The following is an 18,602-nucleotide window of genomic DNA, read 5'->3' on the forward strand; positions in this document are numbered from 1 at the left end:
GCGCTCACCCGGCCCCGTACCAGACCGTGGTGACGTTGCAGAACTCCTTGATGCCGTGCCCGGCCAGCTCGCGCCCGTAGCCGGAGCGCTTCGTGCCGCCGAACGGCATCCCCGGGTGCGAGGCGGTCATGCCGTTGAAGTACACTCCGCCCGCCTGGAGGTCGGCCACCAGCCGCTCCTGCTCGGCCGGCTCACGGGTCCACGCGTTCGAGCTGAGTCCGAACGGGGTGTCGTTCGCCAGCGCCACGGCCTCCTCCAGATCCGCCGCCCGGTAGAGCGTGGCGACGGGCCCGAACGCCTCCTCGTGGTGGATGCGCATGTCCGCGGTGACGTCCGCCAGCACCGTCGGCTCGTAGAACCAGCCGCGCTCCGGCTGCTTTGGCCGCCGCCCGCCGCACAGCACCGTCGCCCCGCGCCGCACGGCGTCCTCGACCAGCTCCTCGACGTCGGCCCGGCCCTGCTCGCTGGAGAGCGGGCCGACGTCCGTGTCCTGCGCCGTCGGGTCGCCCACCCGCAGGGCCGCCATCCGTTCGGTGAAGCGGGCGCTGAACGCGTCGTAGACGTCCTGGTGGACGATGAACCGCTTCGCGGCGATGCAGGACTGTCCGGCGTTCTGCACCCGGGCGGTCACGGCGGTGGCCGCCGCGCCCTCCAGGTCGGCCGAGGGCAGCACCAGGAACGGGTCGCTCCCGCCCAGCTCCAGCACCGTCTTCATGATCTCGTCCCCGGCGATCGAGGCGACCGAGCGGCCCGCGGGCTCGCTGCCGGTGAGCGTCGCGGCGGCGACGCGCCCGTCGCGCAGGACGCCCTCGATCTCGGCGGAGCCGACCAGCAGCGTCTGGAAGCAGCCCCGCGGGTACCCGGCCCGGCTGAACAGCTCCTCCAGGTAGAGCGCGGTCTGCGGCACGTTCGACGCGTGCTTGAGCAGACCGACGTTGCCCGCCATGAGCGCCGGGGCGGCGAACCGGATCACCTGCCAGAGCGGGAAGTTCCACGGGCATGACGGCGAGCACCACGCCGAGCGGCCGGTAGCGCACGAACGCCCGCGCGCCGCCGGAGTCCTCGACGTCGGACGGGTCCGGGTGCTCGTCGGCCAGCAGGGCCTCGGCGCGCGCCGCGTACCAGCGCATCGTCTTCACGCACTTGGCCACCTCCGCCCCCGCCGCGCCCAGCGGCTTGCCCATCTCCGTGGTAATGGTGCGGGCGACGGAGTCCTGCTCCTCCTCCAGCAGACCGGCGGCCCGCTCCAGCAGGCGCGCCCGTTCGCCGAACCCGGTGCGGCGGTAGACGTCGAACGCCCGGGACGCCTCGGCGATCCGCTGCTGGAGCTCCTCGGCGCTCAGCGGATCGAAGGTCTTCAAGGTCTCACCGGTGGCCGGGTTCACCGTGGCGATGGCCATGGTCACTCGCCTCCTTCAGCGGTCGCGGGCCCCGGCGTGCCCCGGGGTCCACTCCCGGGTACCCACATACGCCGTGACCGTGCCCCTGCGGAGCCCGGTCACCTCACCCGGCGCCCGTCTCCAGCCACGCGCCGACCTCGGAGCCGTCGTGCCTCAGCTCGGCGCCCATCGAGGAGAGCACCCGCAGGGCCGCGGTGTTGTCCGCCGTCGTTCGGGCCCGAAGCCGTCCGGCTCCGTCCGCCGCAGCCGCCTCCCGCAGCAGGCCCAGCACCGCCGTGCCCACCCCCGCGCCCCGCACCGACCGCCCCAGCCACAGCCCCGCCTCCACCGGGCGCCCGGTCTCCGGCGGCGGGCACAGCCGGGCGGCCCCGACGACGCGCCCGGCCAGCACGACGGGGTACGTCCGCTCCACCGGTTCCGCGGCCAGCGACCTCGACCGGTGGAAGGCGGTGAAGGCCGCGCGCCGTGCGGTGCTCCAGCCCGGCGGCCCCGGCACGGGCGGCATGACCTCCGGTGGCTCCGCGTCGGCGACCGCCGCCCGCAGCAGCTCCCGCAGCAGCGCCTCGTCCAGCCGGCGCAGCTCGATTCCGCTCCCCATGCCCGCATCCTGCCAGCCCGGCGTCCGTGGGCGCCGCCGCCTGGTCCGCCCGCGTGCGGCCGGTCCGCCCGCGGTGGCCGCCGGATGGGCACCCAGCCGCCACGGGATGTTCACGCCAGGCAGTCGGCGGCATGCCACGCTCAACTGACCGGTTCACGTCAACTCGCCCTCCGGCCGGGACCCCGCGTGTCCCGTGGCCGGGCGGGCGCACCCGAAGGGACGCCCCCATGCCCGTCCTGCGCAGACCCCGGCTGGCCCTGGCCACCGCGCTCGCCGGTGCCGCCGCCCTCGCGGCCACCGCGCTGCCCGCCCCGGCCACCGCCTCGCTGCCCACCGCGCCGCCGTCCACGGCCGAAGCGGCAGCCGGCTACTACGACGCCGCCGAGGGCAAGAGCGGCGCGGCGCTCAAGGCGGCCCTGCACGGCATCGTCCGCGACCAGGCGAAGCTCTCCTACTCCCAGGTCTGGGGCGCCCTGCGCGAAACCGACGAGGCCCCGGGCGACCCGTCCAGCGTCGTCCTGCTGTACTCGGGGGAGTCCCGCGGCAAGTACGACAACGGCGGTTCCGTCGGCGACTGGAACCGCGAGCACGTCTGGGCGAAGTCCCACGGCGGCTTCGGCACGTCCACCGGGCCGGGCACGGACCTGCACCACCTGCGCCCCACCGACGTGACCGTCAACAGCATCCGCGGCAACAAGGACTTCGACCAGGGTGGCGGAACGGTTCGCCAGGCGCCCGGCAACTACACCGACGGCGACAGCTTCGAGCCCCGCGACGCCGTCAAGGGCGACGTCGCACGCATGATCTTCTACATGGCCGTGCGCTACGAGGGCGGCGACGGCCACGCCGACCTGGAGCTGAACAACGCGGTCGGCAACGGGTCGGCGCCGTACATGGGGCGCCTGTCGGTGCTCAGGCAGTGGCACGAGCAGGACCCGCCGGACGCGTTCGAGCGGCGGCGCAACGACGTGATCCACGACCGCTTCCAGCACAACCGCAACCCGTTCGTCGACCGCCCCGAGTGGGTGGACGCGATCTGGCGCTGACCCCCCCGGCGCGCCCCGTCCGTCCGCGCCGCCACCGCGCCCGGCGGCCGGGGCGCGGGCGGACGGCGCGGACGGGACGGATGGTGCGGCCGGGGCGCGGGCGGACCGGCTGGCCCGATCCTTGCGCGTCGTGGCCCTGCGGCCACTCGTCGACCGTCCCGGCGTCCGCGAGGCTGAGCGGCGTGACGCAGACCGCCTCCTCCCGGCCCGTGCCCGGCCGCCCGCACGACCCCCCGCCGGCCACGCCGCGCCCCCGGGTCCACCGTGCCTGGTGGGTGGCGCTCGTGTGCTTCGTCGCGCTCGTCGGCGCGGCCGGTTTCCGCGCCACGCCGAGCGTCTTCATCGACCCGCTGCAACGCGAGTTCGGCTGGTCGCACGGGACCATCTCGGCCGCCGTCTCCCTCAACGTGCTGCTCTACGGCCTCACCGCGCCGTTCGCCTCCGCCCTGATGGAGCGGTACGGCATCCGCCGGGTGGTCTCCTGCGCGCTGCTCCTCGTCGCCGCCGGAAGCGGGCTGACCGTCTTCATGGAGGCGTCCTGGCAGCTCCTGCTCTGCTGGGGCGTCCTCGTCGGGCTCGGCACCGGCTCCATGGCGCTCGCGTTCGCCGCCACCGTCACCCACCGCTGGTTCGTCCGGCGGCAGGGCCTGGTCAGCGGCGTGCTGACGGCCGGTGGTGCCGCGGGGCAGCTCGTCTTCCTGCCCCTGATCGCCCTGCTCGTGCAGGGACCGGGCTGGCGGGCGGCCTCCCTGGTCGTCTGCGGCGCCGCACTCGCCGTCGTGCCCCTGGTGGCCTGGCTGCTGCGCGACCGTCCGGAGGACGTCGGGCTGCTGCCCTACGGCGCGGACGAGCACTACCGCCCTCCCGAGCCCGCACCCGCGGGCGCCGCCCGCCGCGCGCTCGGCGCCCTGGCCGGGGCCGCCCGCACCCGCGTGTTCTGGCTCCTCGCCGGCACCTTCGCCATCTGCGGCGCCTCCACGAACGGCCTGGTCGGCACCCACTTCGTGCCGGCCGCCCACGACCACGGCATGTCGGTGCCGGCCGCCGCCTCCCTGCTGGCCGTCATCGGTGTCTTCGACCTGGCCGGCACCATCGCCTCGGGCTGGTTCACCGACCGGTTCGACGCACGGCGGCTGCTCGCCGTCTACTACGCGCTGCGCGGGCTGTCCCTGCTGTTCCTGCCGCTGCTGTTCACCGACAGCGTGCAGCCGCCCATGGTGTTCTTCATCGTCTTCTACGGCCTCGACTGGGTGGCGACCGTACCGCCCACCATCGCGCTGTGCCGGGCCCACTTCGGCGCGGAAGGGGCCATCGTCTTCGGCTGGGTGCTGGCCTCCCACCAGGCGGGCGCCGCGATCGTCGCCTTCCTCGCGGGGCTGGCGCGGGACGCCTTCGGTTCCTACGACGTCGCCTGGGTCGCCTCCGGCGCGCTGTGCGCGGCGGCGGCGCTGATGGCGCTCGTCATCCGCGCCCGGCCGCAGGGGGCGGCACGGGCCGCCGGCCGGGCGGCGGCCCCGGGCTGACGGCGCGTCCGGCGGACCGGGGCCGCGGCCGTCATCCCCGGCGGCCCCCGCGGCGGCGCTCCGTGAGCCGCCGCACGGTGAACACCACCAGCAGGGCCGCCACCACCACCAGCACGGCCGTCGAGAACGTGCCGACGTACCTCTCGACCACGGTCCACTGGTCACCGAGCCAGTACCCGGCCAGGATCAGCACCGCGTTCCACAGGAAGCTGCCCGCGGTGGTCAGCAGCAGGAACAGCGGGACCGGCATCCGCTCCACACCCGCGGGCACCGAGATCAGCGAGCGGAACACCGGGACCATGCGGCCGAAGAAGACGGCCTTCCTGCCGTGCCGGGCGAACCACGCCTCGGTGCGTTCCAGGTCCGAGGTCTTCACCAGCGGCAGCCGGGCCCACAGCAGGTACACGCGGCGGCGCCCGTAGACGGCGCCGATCCCGTAGAGGGCCAGGGCCCCGACCACCGACCCGAGCGTCGTCCACCACAGGGCCGCGGCCAGGCTGAGGACGCCCTGGCCCGCCGCGAACCCGGTCATCGGCAGGATCACCTCGCTCGGCAGCGGGGGGAACAGGTTCTCCAGCGCGATGGCCAGCCCCGCTCCGGGGCCGCCCAGCGTCTCGATCACGCTGGTGACCCATCCCGCGATGCCGCCGTTCGGACCCTGTGCCGCGGCGAACCGCAGACCAGCCATGCACAACCTCTGTCTCGGGGGGGGTACGGACGTGTAAGGACGGTGCCCGGCACGCTACCCGTCCCGCGCCGCTCCAGTCCGGGCAGGGGGAGCGGGGCGGTTTGGGCAAGGGCGAGCGGGGCACCCCGCACGCTGTGACCAGGGACGCTACCGCAGACGGCTGGACGATGGGGGTGGAGGAGGAGTTCCTCCTCGCCGACCCGGCGTCGGGCGGCCCCGCACCCGGCGCGGACGCCGTCCTGCGCCGCGCCGCGCGCGAGCCCGCCCCGGACGCGGGACCGGGCACGGGCGTCAAGGCGGAACTGTGCACCACCCAGGTCGAGGCCGCCAGCGGCGTGTGCACCACGCTGGACGCCCTGCACGCGGACCTGGCCGCGTCCCGCGCCCGGCTGGCGGGCGCGGCCCGTGAGCTGGGCCTGGCCCTGCTCGCCTGCGGGTCGCCCGCGCTGCCCGGTGAGCGGCCGCGGCTGACCCCGGGGGAGCGGTTCACGCGCGTCGCCGGCCTCTACGCCGACGTCGCCGGGGACTACCAGGTCTGCGGCTGCCACGTCCACGTCGGGGTCGCCGACCGCGACACCGCCGTCGCCGTCACCGGCCACCTGCACCCCTGGCTGCCCAGCCTGCTGGCCCTGTCGGCGAACTCACCGCTGGCCGAGGGCCGCGACCGGGGCTTCGCGAGCTGGCGCATGATGGAGCAGGCCCGCTTCCCCGGCTCCGGAGCCGCCCCGCAGTTCCCCGACGCGGCCGCCCACGACGCCGCCGTGCGGTCCCTGGTGGACGCCGGGGTGCTGGTCGACGACCGCATGACGTTCTGGCTGGCCCGCCCCTCCCCGTGGCTGCCGACCGTCGAGTTCCGGATCGCGGACACCGTTCCCACCGCCGCCGAAGCCGTGCTCCAGGCCGCGCTCAGCCGTGCCCTGGTCCGGCGGGCCCTGGCCGACATCGCGGCGGGGCGGCCACAGCCCCCGCTCGATCCGCAGCTCTCCTCCGCCTGCGTGTGGTCCGCCGCCCGGTACGGGCTCGCGGGCGACGGCGTCGACCCGTTCACCGGGCGGCGCACACCCGCCACCGCGCTGCTCCAGGCCCTGCTCGACCACGTCGCCCCGCACCTCGCGGAGACCGGCGACGCCCCCACCGTCCAGCGGCTGCTGAAGGCCGTCCTCGCCCACGGCACCGGCGCGGAACGGCAGCGCCGGGCCTTCCGGCGCGGCGGACCGGCCGCCGTCGCCGCGTACCTGGCCGCACAGACCGAAGCGAAGGGACCCGACACCCCATGACCCCAGCGCCCCTCCCCGCGCCCCGAGGCGACCTGAGCGCCGCCGTGCTCGGCGTCCTGAGCGCGGGCGACCCGCCCGGACGGCTGCCCGCCCCGCCGCCCGGCACCGACCCCTACGGGGAGGACCTGCACCTGGCGCTGCACCTGTGCTATGAGCTGCACTACCAGGGCCTGGAGGGGGTACCGGACCGCTTCGAGTGGGACCCGGCGCTGCTGACCCTGCGCGCCGCCCTGGAGGACGTCTTCCTCACCGCTCTGCACGCGGACACGGCGGCCGGGGACGACGTGGACGCGGCCCTCGGCGAACTGCTGGTCGAGCCCGCCGAGGGCGGCGGCGTCGCCGGCTACCTCCTCGACGAGGGCCGTTGGTGGCAGATGCGCGAATACCTCACCCACCGCTCCGTCTACCACCTCAAGGAGGCCGACCCGCACGCCTGGGTCATCCCCCGGCTCGACGGCCAGGCCAAGGCGTCCCTGGTGGCCGTGGAGTTCGACGAGTTCGGCGGCGGCCACGGCGCGCGGGTGCACGCCCGGCTCTTCGCCGACGCCCTGACCGGCGCCGGACTCGACCCCGGCTACCTGCACCACCTGGACGACGTGCCCGCCCCGGCGATCGCCATCGTGAACATGATGTCGATGTTCGGGCTGCACCGGGCCCTGCGCGGTGCGCTGGTCGGGCACTTCGCGGCGGCGGAGATCTCCACCGCGCCCAGTGCCCGCAAGATGGCCAAGGCCCTGGAGCGCATGGAGGCGGCCGCGGCCTGCGCGCACTTCTTCACCGAGCACATCGAGGCCGACGCCGTCCACGAGCAGGTGATGCGCCGTGAGGTCCTGGGCGACCTGCTCGGGCGCGAGCCCGAACTCGCCGCCGACGTCGTCCTCGGCATCCGGGCCACCGAGCACCTTGAGGACCGCCTGGCGCACCACCTGCTCACCGCCTGGCGGCGGGGGACGACCTCCCTGCGCCGCCCGCTGGCGGATTCCCCGCCCACGGGCTGAGCGGGCCGGTAACCGTCCCGGGCGCTCAGCGCTCCCCGCCGCCTCCCCCGTGCCGCTCGTGCCCACCCGGCTCGGGCGGCACGGGGTCCCCGTGCGCCCGCTCCCGGTGTTCCCGCTCCACTTCGTCCCGCTCCCGGTGTTCCCGCTCCCCGTCCCGGCAGCCGCCGTTCGCGTCCGCCCCGTCGGCGGCGTCGCGGCGGGCGCGGCGTTCCCGGCGCCGGTGACTGGTGTCGCACCAGGGGTAGCGCCGGCTCCGGCGGCAGGTGCACACGGCCACCATGAACCGGTCGGAGCACACAAGCGTGCCGTCGGCAAGCCGCATCTCCACCGGTCCCTCCACCAGCACCGGCCCCTCGGGGTCGATCAGCACCCGGCGCCGGGGCGCGTCCGGCACCTCACGTCCGGTCGGCACGGATCACCACCAGTTCCTCCGTGCGCTGCCCCGGCTCGACGAACCCCTTGGCCTCCAGCCAGGCGGCGCGCTCGCGCATGACGGGGCCGAAGGGCTCGGTGGCACGGGCGACCACCGCCGCCTTGAGGTCCTGCTGGCGCAGCAGCGCCAGCGTCTGGTGCGTTCCGGAGACGGCCGAGTGGACCATCAGCAGCGTCCCGCCGCCGTCCAGCAACGGGGGAACCTGTGTGCACAGCCGGTCGATCACGGACCGGCCGCTGGGCCCGCCGTCCCAGCAGCGCGCCGCGCCCCCGCGCCGGGGGACCGGCCCGGGGGAGGGAACGTAGGGCGGGTTGGCGAGCACCACGTCGAACCGGCGCCCGCCGACGCCGTGCGCCAGGTCGCCGTGGCGCACGGTGAGCGGGAGCGCGCGCAGCCACGCGTTGACGCGCGCCGCGAGCACCGCCCGCCGCGCGCAGTCCAGGGCCACCACCTCACTGGCGCCCATCCGCAACGCGGCCATGCCGAGCACTCCGGTGCCCGCGCACAGGTCCAGCACGCGGGCGCCCGGCGCCAGGGCGGCTTCCTCAAGGGCCTGGCGCAGGAGCCAGGTGTCAGCTTGCGGGGCGTACACCCCAGGGGGCCTCAGCAGCAGCATGCCGCCCCGGGTACCGCACCGGAACCACCTCTAACACGGCAAATAACACCACAAACAACACCGTACGTACGCGGCGGCCGGCACCCCGGCCGGCAACGGCGCCGGCGCGGTGGGCACCAGCCGGGGTGCCCGCGCCGGGCCGGCCGTCACAGCCAGCCGGGGTCGGTGTCGGTGACGGTCGTGTCCATGGCTTCCAGCAGGTCGAACTGCGGGCCGGTCCGCGGCAGCTCGTGGCGCAGGAAGTACCGCGCGGCCTGCCGCTTGCCCCGGTGGAACGCGTCGTCGCGCTCGCCCGTGGCCAGGAACTGGCTCAGCCAGATCCACGCGACGACCACGTGGCCCACCGCCTCCAGGTACGTCGTGGCACCCGCCAGCGCCCGGTCGGCGTCACCCGTGCTCCACAGCCGTGCGGTCACCGCCTCGACACGGTCCCAGGCCGCCCGCACCAGCCCGCCCAGGCGCGCCGTCTCACCGCCGGCCCGTTCCGCGCGCGCCAGCGTGGCGCCGACCGCCTCGCCGAGGGCCCGCAGCCCGGCCCCGTCGTCCATGACGGCCTTGCGGCCCAGCAGGTCGAGGGCCTGGATGCCGTGGGTTCCCTCGTGGATGGGGTTGAGCCGGTTGTCCCGGTAGTGCTGCTCGACGTCGTACTCGCGGGTGTACCCGTACCCGCCGTGGATCTGAAGCGCGAGGCTGTTGGCCTCCAGGCACCACTGGGAGGGCCAGCTCTTGGTGACCGGCGTCAGCACGTCGAGCAGCAGCCGCGCCCGCGCCCGCTCGTGTTCGCCGGGCGCGGTGTGCTGCTCGTCCACCAGCCGCGCGCAGTACAGGACGAGGCCGAGCGCGCCCTCCACGTACGACTTCTGCGCGAGCAGCATGCGCCGGACGTCGGCGTGCTCGGTGATCGGGACCTGCGGCGCGGCGGGGTCCTTGGCGCCCAGCGGCCGCCCCTGGGGCCGGCTGCGGGCGTACTCCAGCGACTTCAGGTACCCGGTGTAGCCGAGGGCGGCCGCACCGGCGCCCACCCCGATGCGGGCGCCGTTCATCATGTGGAACATGTAGGCGAGCCCTCGGTGCGGCTCGCCGACGAGCTGCCCCACGGCGCCCGCCGCGCCGCCGGGGAGGTGCGCGCCCTCGCCGAAGTTGAGCGCCGCGTTCGTCGTGCCGCGGTAGCCCATCTTGTGGTTGAGCCCGGCCAGGACGACGTCGTTGCGTTCCCCCACGGTGCCGTCCGGCTCGACGAGGTACTTCGGCACGATGAACAGCGACAGGCCCTTCACCCCCGCGGGGCCGCCGGGGATGCGGGCCAGCACCAGGTGGACGATGTTCTCGCCCAGCTCGTGGTCGCCCCCGGAGATCCACATCTTGTTGCCGAACAGCCGGTAGGTGCCGTCGGGACGCGGTTCGGCGCGGGTGGCGACATCGGCCAGGGACGAACCGGCCTGCGGCTCCGACAGGCACATGGTGCCGAAGAACCGGCCCTCCAGCATGGGGCCGACGAAGGTGGCGACCTGCTCCGGTGAGGCGTGCGCGCACAGCAGCCTGGCGTTGCCCAGCGTGAGGAAGGGGTAGGCCGCGGTGGCGATGTTGGCCGCGTGGAACCACGCGAAGGAGGCGGTGGCCACCACGTGCGGCATCTGCATGCCCCCGTGTTCGTGGTCCATGGTCGCGCCCAGCAGCCCGGAGCGGGCGAAGGCTTCCAGCGCCTCGCCCACCTGGGGGATCGTGTGCACCCGGGTGCCGTCGAAGTGCGGTTCGTGCAGGTCGTTCTCGCGGTTGTGCGAGGCGAAGTAGCGGGCGGCGAGCTGGCTGCTCAGGTCCAGCACCGCGTCGAACGTCTCACGGGAGTGGTCGGCGTGGCGTTTCCTGCTCGTGAGGGACTCCGCGTCGAGCCAGGTGTAGAGCTGGAAGGCGAGGTCCTGGCGGGACAGGAGGGAAGCGGCGGACGGGGAGGAGGGCATGGCGAGGTCCGATCCCGAGGTGACTAAGCGCTCGCTTATTCTTCGCCCGCCGCGCGCTCCCTGTCAACGCGTCGCCGCGGGGGACCGGCGGATCACCGGCCCCCCGCGGCACCCGTCCCGGCTCAGCCGGTTGCGCACTCCGCGCCGTTGACGGTGAACTCCTCCGGTACGCCGTTGGCGCCGGACCAGGTCCCGGTGAACCCGAAGGCCGCCGAGGCCCCCGGCTCCAGCCGCCGGTTCCAGTCGGCCGCGGTCACGGTCACCCGCGCGCCCTCCTGCGTCGCCCGCGCGTTCCAGGCCTGGCCGATGCGCTGGCCGTCGGGGAAGGACCAGGCGGCCGTCCACCCGTCGACGGCCGTGTCGCCGGTGTTGCGCACCGTCACGTCCGCCTGGAAACCGCCCTGCCACTGGTTGGTGACGGTGTACGTCACGACGCACCCGGTCTCACCGGGCTCGCCCGGCTCGTCCGGATCGCCCGGCTCGTCGGGGTCACCGGGCTCGTCGGGGTCGCCCGGCTCCTGCGTGCCGGCGCTGTCCCCGTACTGCACGCCGCGCCCGTTGGTACCGACGTAGACCCGGCCGTAGACGCGGGGGTCGCCGGTGATCGTGGCTCCCGTCCAGCCCCACTGGTGGGCGTCGTCGTTGATGCGCACCCAGCTCGCGCCCGTGTCGTCGGACCGGTAGATGCCCCGCACCCCGCCGATCTTCGCGCTCGTGTACAGCGCCTGGTACGAGGCCCCCGGGGCGGCCTTGCCGAACCCGATGGTGTCGGCCTCCTCCACGCCCTCGATCCGCGTGAAGCTGCCGCCGCCGTCCGTGGAACGCCACAGGCCGTAGGTGCCGCCGTCCGTGCCGCCGGCCAGCCAGACGTGCCCCTCCTCGCCGGGCACCGCCTTGAACCGGACGCTGCCGCTGCCGGGCAGGCCCTCGGCGCCGGTCGCGGTGAACGTCGCACCGCCGTCCCGGCTCACGTAGAAGGTCCCGCCCGCGAAGCCGTAGAACGTGTCCGGGTCCACCCGGTCCGCCTCGACCCGCGCACCGGCCGGGATGCCCTCCGACGGCGTCCACGCGCTGCCGTAGCCGCTGGTGTGGTGCACGCCCGCGCCGTCCGGGCTCCACACGAACCCGCTCGCGTCCGCCGCCGCCGCGACGGTGCCGCCACCGCTGACCCCGGCAGGCTGGGCGCCCGCGAACCAGTTCGCGCCGTTGTCGGTGGAGAAGGCGATGTTCTGGCCGGTCTCGCTGGTGCCGACGCGCACCACGGTGCCGGGGGACGCCTCGGCGTAGTCCAGGCTGCTCGTGTTGCCCATGAACGGCGACTGGTACATCAGCTCCGGCACCTCGTCGAGGTCCGTGTGGCGGAACCCGCCGATGTCACCGAGCCCGCTCAGCAGCGTGGCGCCGGAGGGCGGGGCGATCAGGTCGTTGACCGCCGTCTCCTCCAGCCCCTTGATCATCGGCTCGATGGTGAACGTCTCGTCGGCGTCCCAGGCCGTCAGCTCTTCGGTGCCGTAGATCGTGGCGCCGGTGCCGTACATCATCCGGTCCGAGTCGAACGGGTCGATCTCCAGCGACTCGGTCATCCAGCCCAGCTTCGGGGCCGACTCCGGGGGAGCGGGGTTCCCCCCGAAGGACAGCCACGGCACCGAGGAGATGTCCATGGTGAACCGGTCCTCGCGGTTCGGGTAGGAGCTGTACCCCCACGCCGCCGTCCAGTCCTCACCGCTGTTGGTGCTGCGGTAGATCTGGGTGTCCGGCCACCAGGAGCTGTAGCCGGTGACCATCACCGTCCCCGGGTTCTGCCGGTCCACGGTCAGTCCGCTGTAGCCGAAGTAGGTGTCGGCCTCCGCCAGCGGGCTGATGTCCGTCCAGGTCCCGGTGTCCGTGGCGTAGCGCCACACCTCGCCCTTGGCGCCGTCGTACGGGCCGCCGGTGTCGCTCGTGGCCAGGTAGAGGTAGCCGTTCTCGGCGTCCAGGACGCCCTTGTGCGGCAGGTAGCCGGTCGGCTGCCCCGGCACGCGCTCCCAGGTGGCACCCGCGTCGGTCGAGCGGTAGACGTTGTTCTCCTTGTCCGCCACGCCGACGTAGAGCGTCCCCGTCCGGCCGTCCGGGCGGCGGGTGGACTCGTCGAAGGTCACCCAGACGACCCCGACCTCGTCGGTGAGGTAGTCGTTGTCGCTGTCCGGGTCCGGGACGTAGTTGCCCGGGTTGGGGAACGCGGTGACCTCCGACCAGGTGACGCCCGCGTCCGTGCTGCGCCACAGGCCGTGGCCGCTGGGGGCGCCGAGGTAGAGGACGCTGTTGTCGTGCGGGTCGATGGCCAGCCGCTCGCCCATGCCCCGGCCCGGCATGTTGCCGCCGAGCTTGAACGGCAGGTCGGTCTTGCGCCACGTGGCGCCGCGGTCGGCGGAGCGCAGGATGGCGCCGTTGCCGGGGTCCCAGCTGTTGGTGTAGTTCCCCACGGCCGCGTACACCCGGTCCGGGTCGACCGGGTCGGTGGCCAGGGACGCGACCCCGGTGTGCCCCCAGTTCTCCCAGCCGACGTGGTCCAGCAGGGGCACCCACTCCTGGGCGCCTTCGTTCCAGCGGTAGGCACCGCCGATGTCGGTCCTCGCGTAGACGAGGTCCTTCTCCGACCGGTTGAAGACGATGCCCGGCACGAAGCCGCCGCCGTCGATCCGGACGTTCTTCCACGTGTAGCTGTCGGCGGAGACCGCGGCAGGGGGGCCTGCCGCCGCCACCGACGCGGAGCCGCCCAGTAACCCGGCGGTGAGTGCCAGCGCGGCCAGCAGCGCGCCGACCGGTCGTGTTCTGCGCACGGTTCGTCCTTCCCGAGCATGCCCGGCCACGGGCAGGCGGGGCCGACCCGTGGGAGCGCTTCCATTGGTGTGCCCGGATGCTAGTAGTCGAACGCTGTTCGCAGAAGGGAGCAGGACGCACCCGAAAATCGGACGGACCCGGGTTGGGCCGGGCGGTTCGCAGAGCAGGATCGCGTCCACGGCGTCGGCGTCCGGCGAGTTCCCGCCCCCCCCGCGAGGGGTCACGTCGGCCGGTGCCACAACCAGGCGTGCCCCCGGCCGGTGCTGGCGCGTCCGCGCGGCGCCCCCCCCGGCCGGACGCGTCCGGCGACTGCCCCGGCGGCGCCCACCGCCGGTGACGTGCCGCCGGGCGCCGGGCGGCCGCACCCGCGCCGCCCTCCGGCGCCCGGGCCCGGCCGGGACCCCCGCGGCCCGCCGCGCGGCGGGGGAGAGGCCGCGGCCCTCCGTGTCCTGTGCGGCTCGCGCCCGCCGGATCCCCGCCTGAGCGCCACGTCGGGCGAGTTGCTGCGGAAACTGGCCGCGCAGCGGCTCGCCGCACGTGAGCACACGGCCGGCTTCCCGGCGGACCCACCGGTTCAGGGGTGGTGGAGGCCGGGGGTCCCCGGGGCGGTGTGGTCGTCGCAGACGAGCAGGAGGACCGCGGCGCGTTCCGCGCTCAGGGAGCGCATCTTGTGCGGCGTGGTGGCCTTGAGGTAGGCGCAGTCGCCCGGCGCGAGGCTGATGGAGCGGGAGGGGAGGAGGAGTTCCGCCTGGCCGGCGTGGACGAAGAGGAACTCCTCGCCGGGATGGTCCCTGAAGGGCACGGGACCGGCGTCGTGCGGGGGGTAGAGCATGAACGGGGTCATCCGCTTGGTGCTGGCCTGGAGGGCTATGCCCTCGTAGTGGGAGCCCGGTTCCCGGCCCGAGGTGAGGGGCTGCCGTTCCGCCGCACGGGTGACGGTGACGTCCGCGATGTGCTCCGCGTCGGAGAACAGCCGGTCGAGCGGGGTGTCCAGGGCGCGGGCGAGTGCCGCGCTGACGGCGATGGACGGGACGCTGTGGCCGCGTTCGACCTTGGACAGGTAGCTCTTGGTGACGCCGGCCCGCTCGGCGAGCGCCTCCAGTGTCATCAGCCGCTCCTTGCGCAACTGCCGTACCCGATTGATCACCGTTCTCCCTTTCCCGCGCCGCGCGGACCGCCCCCGGCCCGGCGGACGTCCCAGTATGTCGCCCCGTGCCGCCGCCCGGCTGGGCGCCTCCCGGGGGGCGGGCCCTTGCCATCGATGACACAAGGTGTCATATAGTGATTCTAGTTTCCTGGCGGTGCCGCCCCGGCGCGGCACCGCGGGGCACAGGTGCGCCGGAGACGCCGGCGCCCACCTTGGAGCAGACATGGCACACACCCTGCGAGAGACGAAGGACGTGCTCGTCGGCCGTGCGGAACGGCAGATGCGCGACCACTTCGGCGACGCGGAGCTGACCACCCGGCAGAAGCTCGCCCTCACCTGCCGCGCGCTGTCCGACGGCGGCCACGACTCCGGACTGGCCGGCCAGATCACCGCACGCGGGCGGGAACCGGGCACCTACTACACCCAGCGGCTCGGCCTCGGCTTCGACGAGATCACCGAGGACAACCTGCTGCTGGTGGACGAGGACCTCAGCGTCCTCGAAGGGGAGGGCATGCCCAACCCCGCCAACCGGTTCCACTCCTGGATCTACCGCGTCCGCGAGGACGTCAACTGCGTCATCCACACCCACGCCCTCCACACGGCGGCCCTCGCCATGCTGGAAGTCCCCCTCGTGGTCTCCCAGATGGACACCACGCCCCTGTACGACGACTGCGCCTTCCTCAAGGACTGGCCCGGCGTCCCGGTGGGCAACGAGGAGGGCGAGACCATCGCGGCGGCGCTCGGCGACAAGCGGGCCGTCCTCCTCGCGCACCACGGCCAGCTCGTCACCGGCGACACGGTCGAGGAGGCGTGCAACCTGGCCGTCCTCATCGAGCGCGCGGCCCGCCTCCAGCTCCTGGCCATGTCCGCGGGCACCGTCCAGCCGCTGCCCCCGGACCTCGCGCGGGAGGCACACGACTGGACGTCCACCGACCGGCGCAACAGGGCGAACTTCGCCTACTACGCACGCCGCGCCCTGCGCAACCACCCCGACTGCGTCACGAACGAGGTGCGGATCTGATGCCCGCTCCCGCCCTGAAGGGCGTCATCGCCTACCCCGTCACCCCCTTCTCGCCCGAGACCGGGGAAGCCGACCTCCCGGCACTGACCCGCCTGGTCGGCGACCTCGTCGAGGCCGGCAGCCACGCCGTCGCCCCGCTCGGCAGCACGGGCGAGAGCGCCTACCTGCGCGAGACCGAGTGGGACGCCGTCTGCGAGACGGCCCTGCACGCCGTAGCGGGCCGGGTGCCCACCGTGGTCGGCGTTTCCCACTGGAGCACGGAGACGACCGTGCGCCGCGCCCGGGTCGCCGCCCGGAGCGGGGCGAGTGCCGTCATGGTGCTGGCACAGACCTACTGGAAACTGACCGAGGACGAACTCGCGCGGCACTTCACCGCGGTCGCCGCGGCGACCGACCTGCCGGTGATGCTCTACAACAACCCCGGGACCAGCGGCGTCGACCTGCGTCCGGAGACCGTGGCGGCACTGGCCCGGAAGATCCCCAACCTGACGATGGTGAAGGAGAGCACGGGCGACGTCGCGCGCTTCCGCGCCCTGCTGGACCTGTCCGACGGGGCCCTGTCCGTCTACAACGGGAACAACCCCGTCGCCCTCGACGCGTTCCGGTCCGGCGCCGCCGGCTGGTGCACCGCCGCGCCCTGCCTGGTGCCGGACTGGTGCCTCGCGCTCCACGCCGCCGAGCGATCGGGCGAGCACGCGCACGCGGACGCGCTGCTGGAGGCGATGCTGCCGTTCCTGCGGTTCATCGTCGAACACGGCCTGCCCCGGGCGGTCAAGGCGGGACTGGAGCTACAGGACCGGCACGCCGGACCACCCCGTCCGCCGCTGCTCCCGCTGCCGCCCGCGCCGAGCGCACGGCTGCGGGAACTGCTCGACGGGCTCGCCCGGCACCCGCTGACCGGCGGCCGGGCAGCCGGCAGACCGGCTCCGGCCGTCTGAGCCCGCCCCTGCGGGGAGGCGTCCGGCACCGCACGGGGGGGGGGACGGGCGGGAAGGGGAGCCGTCCGTCGCCCCTCGGCGGCGAGGCCCCGCACTCCTGTCCGTCCCCCGTTCGAGTGAGACGGGGTGGTTCCGCCCGCCGCGGTACCGCCGTGCCCGTAGAACAGACCGCGCGGCCGCAGTGCCGCCTCACGCCCGGCAACGGCGTGAGCCGTGCCGCCCTGAGCGGCGAAGAACACCGGAGGCATCATGCTGGACCTTCGAGCGCCCCGCGCCCCTTGGGCCGAGGAGGCGACGGCGGACGCGTGGGCGGAGGTGTCGGAACTGATGCGCGCCGACGAGGCCCGCGTCACCGACGTCTCCGTCACCCCGGCGTCGACCGACCGTTTCCTCTACTTCTCGTTCCCCCTGTGACGCCCGGCGCCCTGGCGGGGGTGCCACCCGCGGCCGTTGCCAGGGCGCCGGAGCAGCGGCCGCGCGCCGGCCAGCGGCACGGCGGCCGTGCCCGAGCGGCGAAGGGCGGACGGTGACGGAGACGGGCGGTGCCCCGGCCCTGCGGTCCGGCCGTGCGGCGGTGGAGGAGCTGGCGGAACGTGTCGGCGCCGCCCTCGCCGAGGGCGGGACGCACCCGGTGTCGGGCGGTACGCAGGCACGCGCCGGTCAGGACCCGTCCGCGCTGGCGGCCGTACGGGTGCTGGGACCGGACCTGTTCGCACCCACCGCACTGGCCGGTGCACCCCCGCACCCCGCCGACCGTGCCGTGGCCGAGGAGGCGCTCCGCATCTTCCCCGCTCCGTCCGACGCCCTCCACGCGGTCTGGCGCGACACGGCGGTACACCGGCTCTGCGGCCGCCGCGTGCCGTCCCCGGCCAGCCCCCTCCGGGAGGAGGACACCTGGCGGCAGTACTCCGCCCACCTGGCCGCCGCGGCACCTCTGGCGCTTCCCGGTCTCGACACGCCCTTCACCGCCTCCGCGGCCGGGCGGGCCCCGGACGTGGCACGCGGCACCGTCCGCGCCATGCTGCGGGGCGACCACCCCACAGCGGCCCGGCTGGCCCGCTGGCTCGCCCTCACCGGCCCCGGGCGGAACGTCCCGGCTCTGGACCTGTGCGCCCTCCTCGACCACATCGACCTGCACACGCCCGGTGCGCGGACGGCCGTGGACACGGCTATCGCCCGCCGCCTGCTCTTCGCCCGGCCGGGCACCGTCGCGTGACGCTGCCCGAGCCGGGCCGTACGGCGGCCCGGCACCTGCTCACCGGCGCCCTGGACTGGCTCGGCGCCCACCTGCACCGGTGCACGCTGGACACCGGCGGGCGGGAGGAGCACGCCAGGAGCCACAAGCTGCTCGGCGAGACGGCCCTGCTCGCCCGCGTCGTGCTGCGCGGCCGCGCCGGGGGCCGGGAGGCCGCCCGCACGCTCCTGGAGCACGCCTGGAAGCAGTACGCCCTCGGCGACGTCCTGTACGAGCGGCAGCTCCGCCACCCCGCTGCCACCGATCCGCTGGAGGTGTACGCCTGCTTCCGGCCCGCCGGGTACCGGCACCTGCCCCTGGAAACCCTGCTCGGCCACCTGCACCACCGTGTCAGCCGCCAGGCGGCGGAACTGCGCCCGAACCGCCGCCTGGCGGTGCACAACGCCGCTCGCACGGTGGGCCTGCCGCCGGCTCAGGACGACCGGGCGCTGGCGGGGGCGACCTGGCTGGGCCGGCGGCCGGAGCCCTGGCTGATCGACTGGGACACCGCCTACACCGTGACGCACACCGTCTACCACCTCACCGACTGGGGATCGCGCCCGCACGCCCTGCCCCCACCGCTGCGGGACTACCTGCACCTGTGGCTCCCCGTCTGGCACGACGTGTGGCAGGAGGCGGCGGAATGGGACCTCGTCGGGGAACTGCTGGCGGTGGACGCCTGCCTGCCCGGCGGATGTCTGGGTTCCGAGGCGTGGACCGTGCTCGCCGCACAGCGGCACCACGACGGTCTGGTCCCTCGTGACGGACGGCCGGTCACGGGTCCGGCCGTCCACCGGTTCGAGCGGCACTTCCACGCGACCGCCGTGGCGGGTCTCGCCGCGGCCCTCGCCCTGTCCTGACTCCTCGTGTGAGGCGGGGCCCGACTCCGCGTCCGGAGCGGGCCG

General features: G+C 74.7%; 16 protein-coding genes and 1 pseudogene. 9 read left to right on the top strand and 8 right to left on the bottom strand.

Annotated elements, in window-relative coordinates; genetic code table 11:
- Positions 1-4: 4 nt before the first annotated feature.
- Both V1J52_RS21625 and V1J52_RS21630 read right to left on the bottom strand, forming a co-directional pair.
- Positions 5-1,400: pseudogene (locus V1J52_RS21625) on the bottom strand (NADP-dependent succinic semialdehyde dehydrogenase).
- 103 nt (positions 1,401-1,503) lie between these two features.
- Positions 1,504-1,998: a GNAT family N-acetyltransferase gene (locus tag V1J52_RS21630; RefSeq protein WP_330141612.1), complete on the bottom strand. Its 495-nt coding sequence runs from the start codon at positions 1,996-1,998 to the stop codon at positions 1,504-1,506.
- A 227-nt stretch (positions 1,999-2,225) separates the two neighbouring features.
- Between V1J52_RS21630 and V1J52_RS21635 the strand changes: the two genes are divergently transcribed.
- Together V1J52_RS21635 and V1J52_RS21640 are read left to right on the top strand one after the other, a co-directional pair.
- The gene (locus tag V1J52_RS21635; RefSeq protein WP_330141613.1) at positions 2,226-3,044 is read left to right on the top strand and encodes an endonuclease I family protein; all 819 of its coding nucleotides are present in this window, start codon (positions 2,226-2,228) and stop codon (positions 3,042-3,044) included.
- Between the two features lie 182 nt (positions 3,045-3,226).
- Entirely contained in the window at positions 3,227-4,567 is a 1,341-nt protein-coding gene (locus V1J52_RS21640) for an MFS transporter (protein ID WP_443075893.1), read from the top strand.
- A gap of 31 nt (positions 4,568-4,598) precedes the next feature.
- On the opposite strand, the gene V1J52_RS21645 is transcribed toward V1J52_RS21640, so the two are convergent.
- A complete protein-coding gene (locus V1J52_RS21645) occupies positions 4,599-5,255 on the bottom strand; it encodes a DedA family protein (protein WP_330141614.1) in 657 nt (218 codons plus the stop codon).
- Between the two features lie 134 nt (positions 5,256-5,389).
- Here V1J52_RS21645 and V1J52_RS21650 point away from each other — a divergent pair, with 134 nt between their 5' ends.
- Both V1J52_RS21650 and V1J52_RS21655 read left to right on the top strand, forming a co-directional pair.
- Complete coding sequence (locus V1J52_RS21650; protein WP_330141615.1) at positions 5,390-6,532, top strand: carboxylate-amine ligase; 1,143 nt, start codon at positions 5,390-5,392, stop codon at positions 6,530-6,532.
- Positions 6,529-7,530 (top strand): iron-containing redox enzyme family protein, encoded by a 1,002-nt coding sequence (locus V1J52_RS21655; protein ID WP_330141616.1) that lies wholly within the window; start codon positions 6,529-6,531, stop codon positions 7,528-7,530. The genes V1J52_RS21650 and V1J52_RS21655 overlap by 4 nt, the downstream gene beginning before the upstream one ends.
- A gap of 25 nt (positions 7,531-7,555) precedes the next feature.
- Here the strand turns inward: V1J52_RS21655 and V1J52_RS21660 are convergent, their stop codons facing one another.
- The 5 genes from V1J52_RS21660 to V1J52_RS21680 all read right to left on the bottom strand — a co-directional run bounded on the left by V1J52_RS21660 (position 7,556) and on the right by V1J52_RS21680 (position 14,504).
- Positions 7,556-7,942, bottom strand: a complete 387-nt coding sequence (locus tag V1J52_RS21660) for a CDGSH iron-sulfur domain-containing protein (protein WP_330141617.1) — start codon at positions 7,940-7,942, stop codon at positions 7,556-7,558.
- Entirely contained in the window at positions 7,926-8,579 is a 654-nt protein-coding gene (locus tag V1J52_RS21665; protein ID WP_330141618.1) for a HemK2/MTQ2 family protein methyltransferase, read from the bottom strand. The genes V1J52_RS21660 and V1J52_RS21665 overlap by 17 nt, the downstream gene beginning before the upstream one ends.
- Positions 8,580-8,725: 146 nt before the next feature.
- Positions 8,726-10,537: an acyl-CoA dehydrogenase gene (locus V1J52_RS21670; RefSeq protein WP_330141619.1), complete on the bottom strand. Its 1,812-nt coding sequence runs from the start codon at positions 10,535-10,537 to the stop codon at positions 8,726-8,728.
- 122 nt (positions 10,538-10,659) lie between these two features.
- The gene (locus V1J52_RS21675; RefSeq protein WP_330141620.1) at positions 10,660-13,356 is read right to left on the bottom strand and encodes a cellulose binding domain-containing protein; all 2,697 of its coding nucleotides are present in this window, start codon (positions 13,354-13,356) and stop codon (positions 10,660-10,662) included.
- A gap of 575 nt (positions 13,357-13,931) precedes the next feature.
- Positions 13,932-14,504 (bottom strand): helix-turn-helix domain-containing protein, encoded by a 573-nt coding sequence (locus V1J52_RS21680; protein ID WP_330141621.1) that lies wholly within the window; start codon positions 14,502-14,504, stop codon positions 13,932-13,934.
- Between the two features lie 223 nt (positions 14,505-14,727).
- On the opposite strand from V1J52_RS21680, the gene V1J52_RS21685 reads away from it, so the two are divergent.
- The 5 genes from V1J52_RS21685 (at position 14,728) to V1J52_RS21705 (ending at position 18,557) form a co-directional block, all read left to right on the top strand.
- Complete coding sequence (locus V1J52_RS21685) at positions 14,728-15,525, top strand: aldolase (RefSeq protein WP_330141622.1); 798 nt, start codon at positions 14,728-14,730, stop codon at positions 15,523-15,525.
- The gene (locus V1J52_RS21690) at positions 15,525-16,463 is read left to right on the top strand and encodes a dihydrodipicolinate synthase family protein (protein ID WP_330141623.1); all 939 of its coding nucleotides are present in this window, start codon (positions 15,525-15,527) and stop codon (positions 16,461-16,463) included. Before V1J52_RS21685 ends, V1J52_RS21690 begins: the two co-directional genes overlap by 1 nt.
- 249 nt (positions 16,464-16,712) lie before the next feature.
- Positions 16,713-16,877, top strand: coding sequence for a hypothetical protein (locus tag V1J52_RS21695; RefSeq protein WP_330141624.1), 165 nt, complete (start codon positions 16,713-16,715; stop codon positions 16,875-16,877).
- Positions 16,878-16,989: 112 nt separating this feature from the next.
- A complete protein-coding gene (locus V1J52_RS21700; RefSeq protein ID WP_330141625.1) occupies positions 16,990-17,679 on the top strand; it encodes a hypothetical protein in 690 nt (229 codons plus the stop codon).
- Complete coding sequence (locus V1J52_RS21705) at positions 17,676-18,557, top strand: DUF6895 family protein (protein WP_330141626.1); 882 nt, start codon at positions 17,676-17,678, stop codon at positions 18,555-18,557. Before V1J52_RS21700 ends, V1J52_RS21705 begins: the two co-directional genes overlap by 4 nt.
- Positions 18,558-18,602: the final 45 nt, after the last annotated feature.

It is taken from the genome of Streptomyces solitudinis, from assembly GCF_036323765.1.
In the GTDB taxonomy this organism is placed as follows: Bacteria; Actinomycetota; Actinomycetes; order Streptomycetales; family Streptomycetaceae; genus Streptomyces.

Excerpts from the sequence above, each read along its gene's own strand:
- V1J52_RS21685 (WP_330141622.1), top strand. The coding sequence starts at position 14,728 with ATGGCACACACCCTGCGAGAGACGAAGGACGTGCTCGTCGGCCGTGCG.
- V1J52_RS21630 (WP_330141612.1), bottom strand. The coding sequence starts at position 1,998 with ATGGGGAGCGGAATCGAGCTGCGCCGGCTGGACGAGGCGCTGCTGCGG.
- V1J52_RS21655 (WP_330141616.1), top strand. The coding sequence starts at position 6,529 with ATGACCCCAGCGCCCCTCCCCGCGCCCCGAGGCGACCTGAGCGCCGCC.
- V1J52_RS21695 (WP_330141624.1), top strand. The coding sequence starts at position 16,713 with ATGCTGGACCTTCGAGCGCCCCGCGCCCCTTGGGCCGAGGAGGCGACG.
- V1J52_RS21635 (WP_330141613.1), top strand. The coding sequence starts at position 2,226 with ATGCCCGTCCTGCGCAGACCCCGGCTGGCCCTGGCCACCGCGCTCGCC.
- V1J52_RS21690 (WP_330141623.1), top strand. The coding sequence starts at position 15,525 with ATGCCCGCTCCCGCCCTGAAGGGCGTCATCGCCTACCCCGTCACCCCC.
- V1J52_RS21665 (WP_330141618.1), bottom strand. The coding sequence starts at position 8,579 with ATGCTGCTGCTGAGGCCCCCTGGGGTGTACGCCCCGCAAGCTGACACC.
- V1J52_RS21670 (WP_330141619.1), bottom strand. The coding sequence starts at position 10,537 with ATGCCCTCCTCCCCGTCCGCCGCTTCCCTCCTGTCCCGCCAGGACCTC.
- V1J52_RS21645 (WP_330141614.1), bottom strand. The coding sequence starts at position 5,255 with ATGGCTGGTCTGCGGTTCGCCGCGGCACAGGGTCCGAACGGCGGCATC.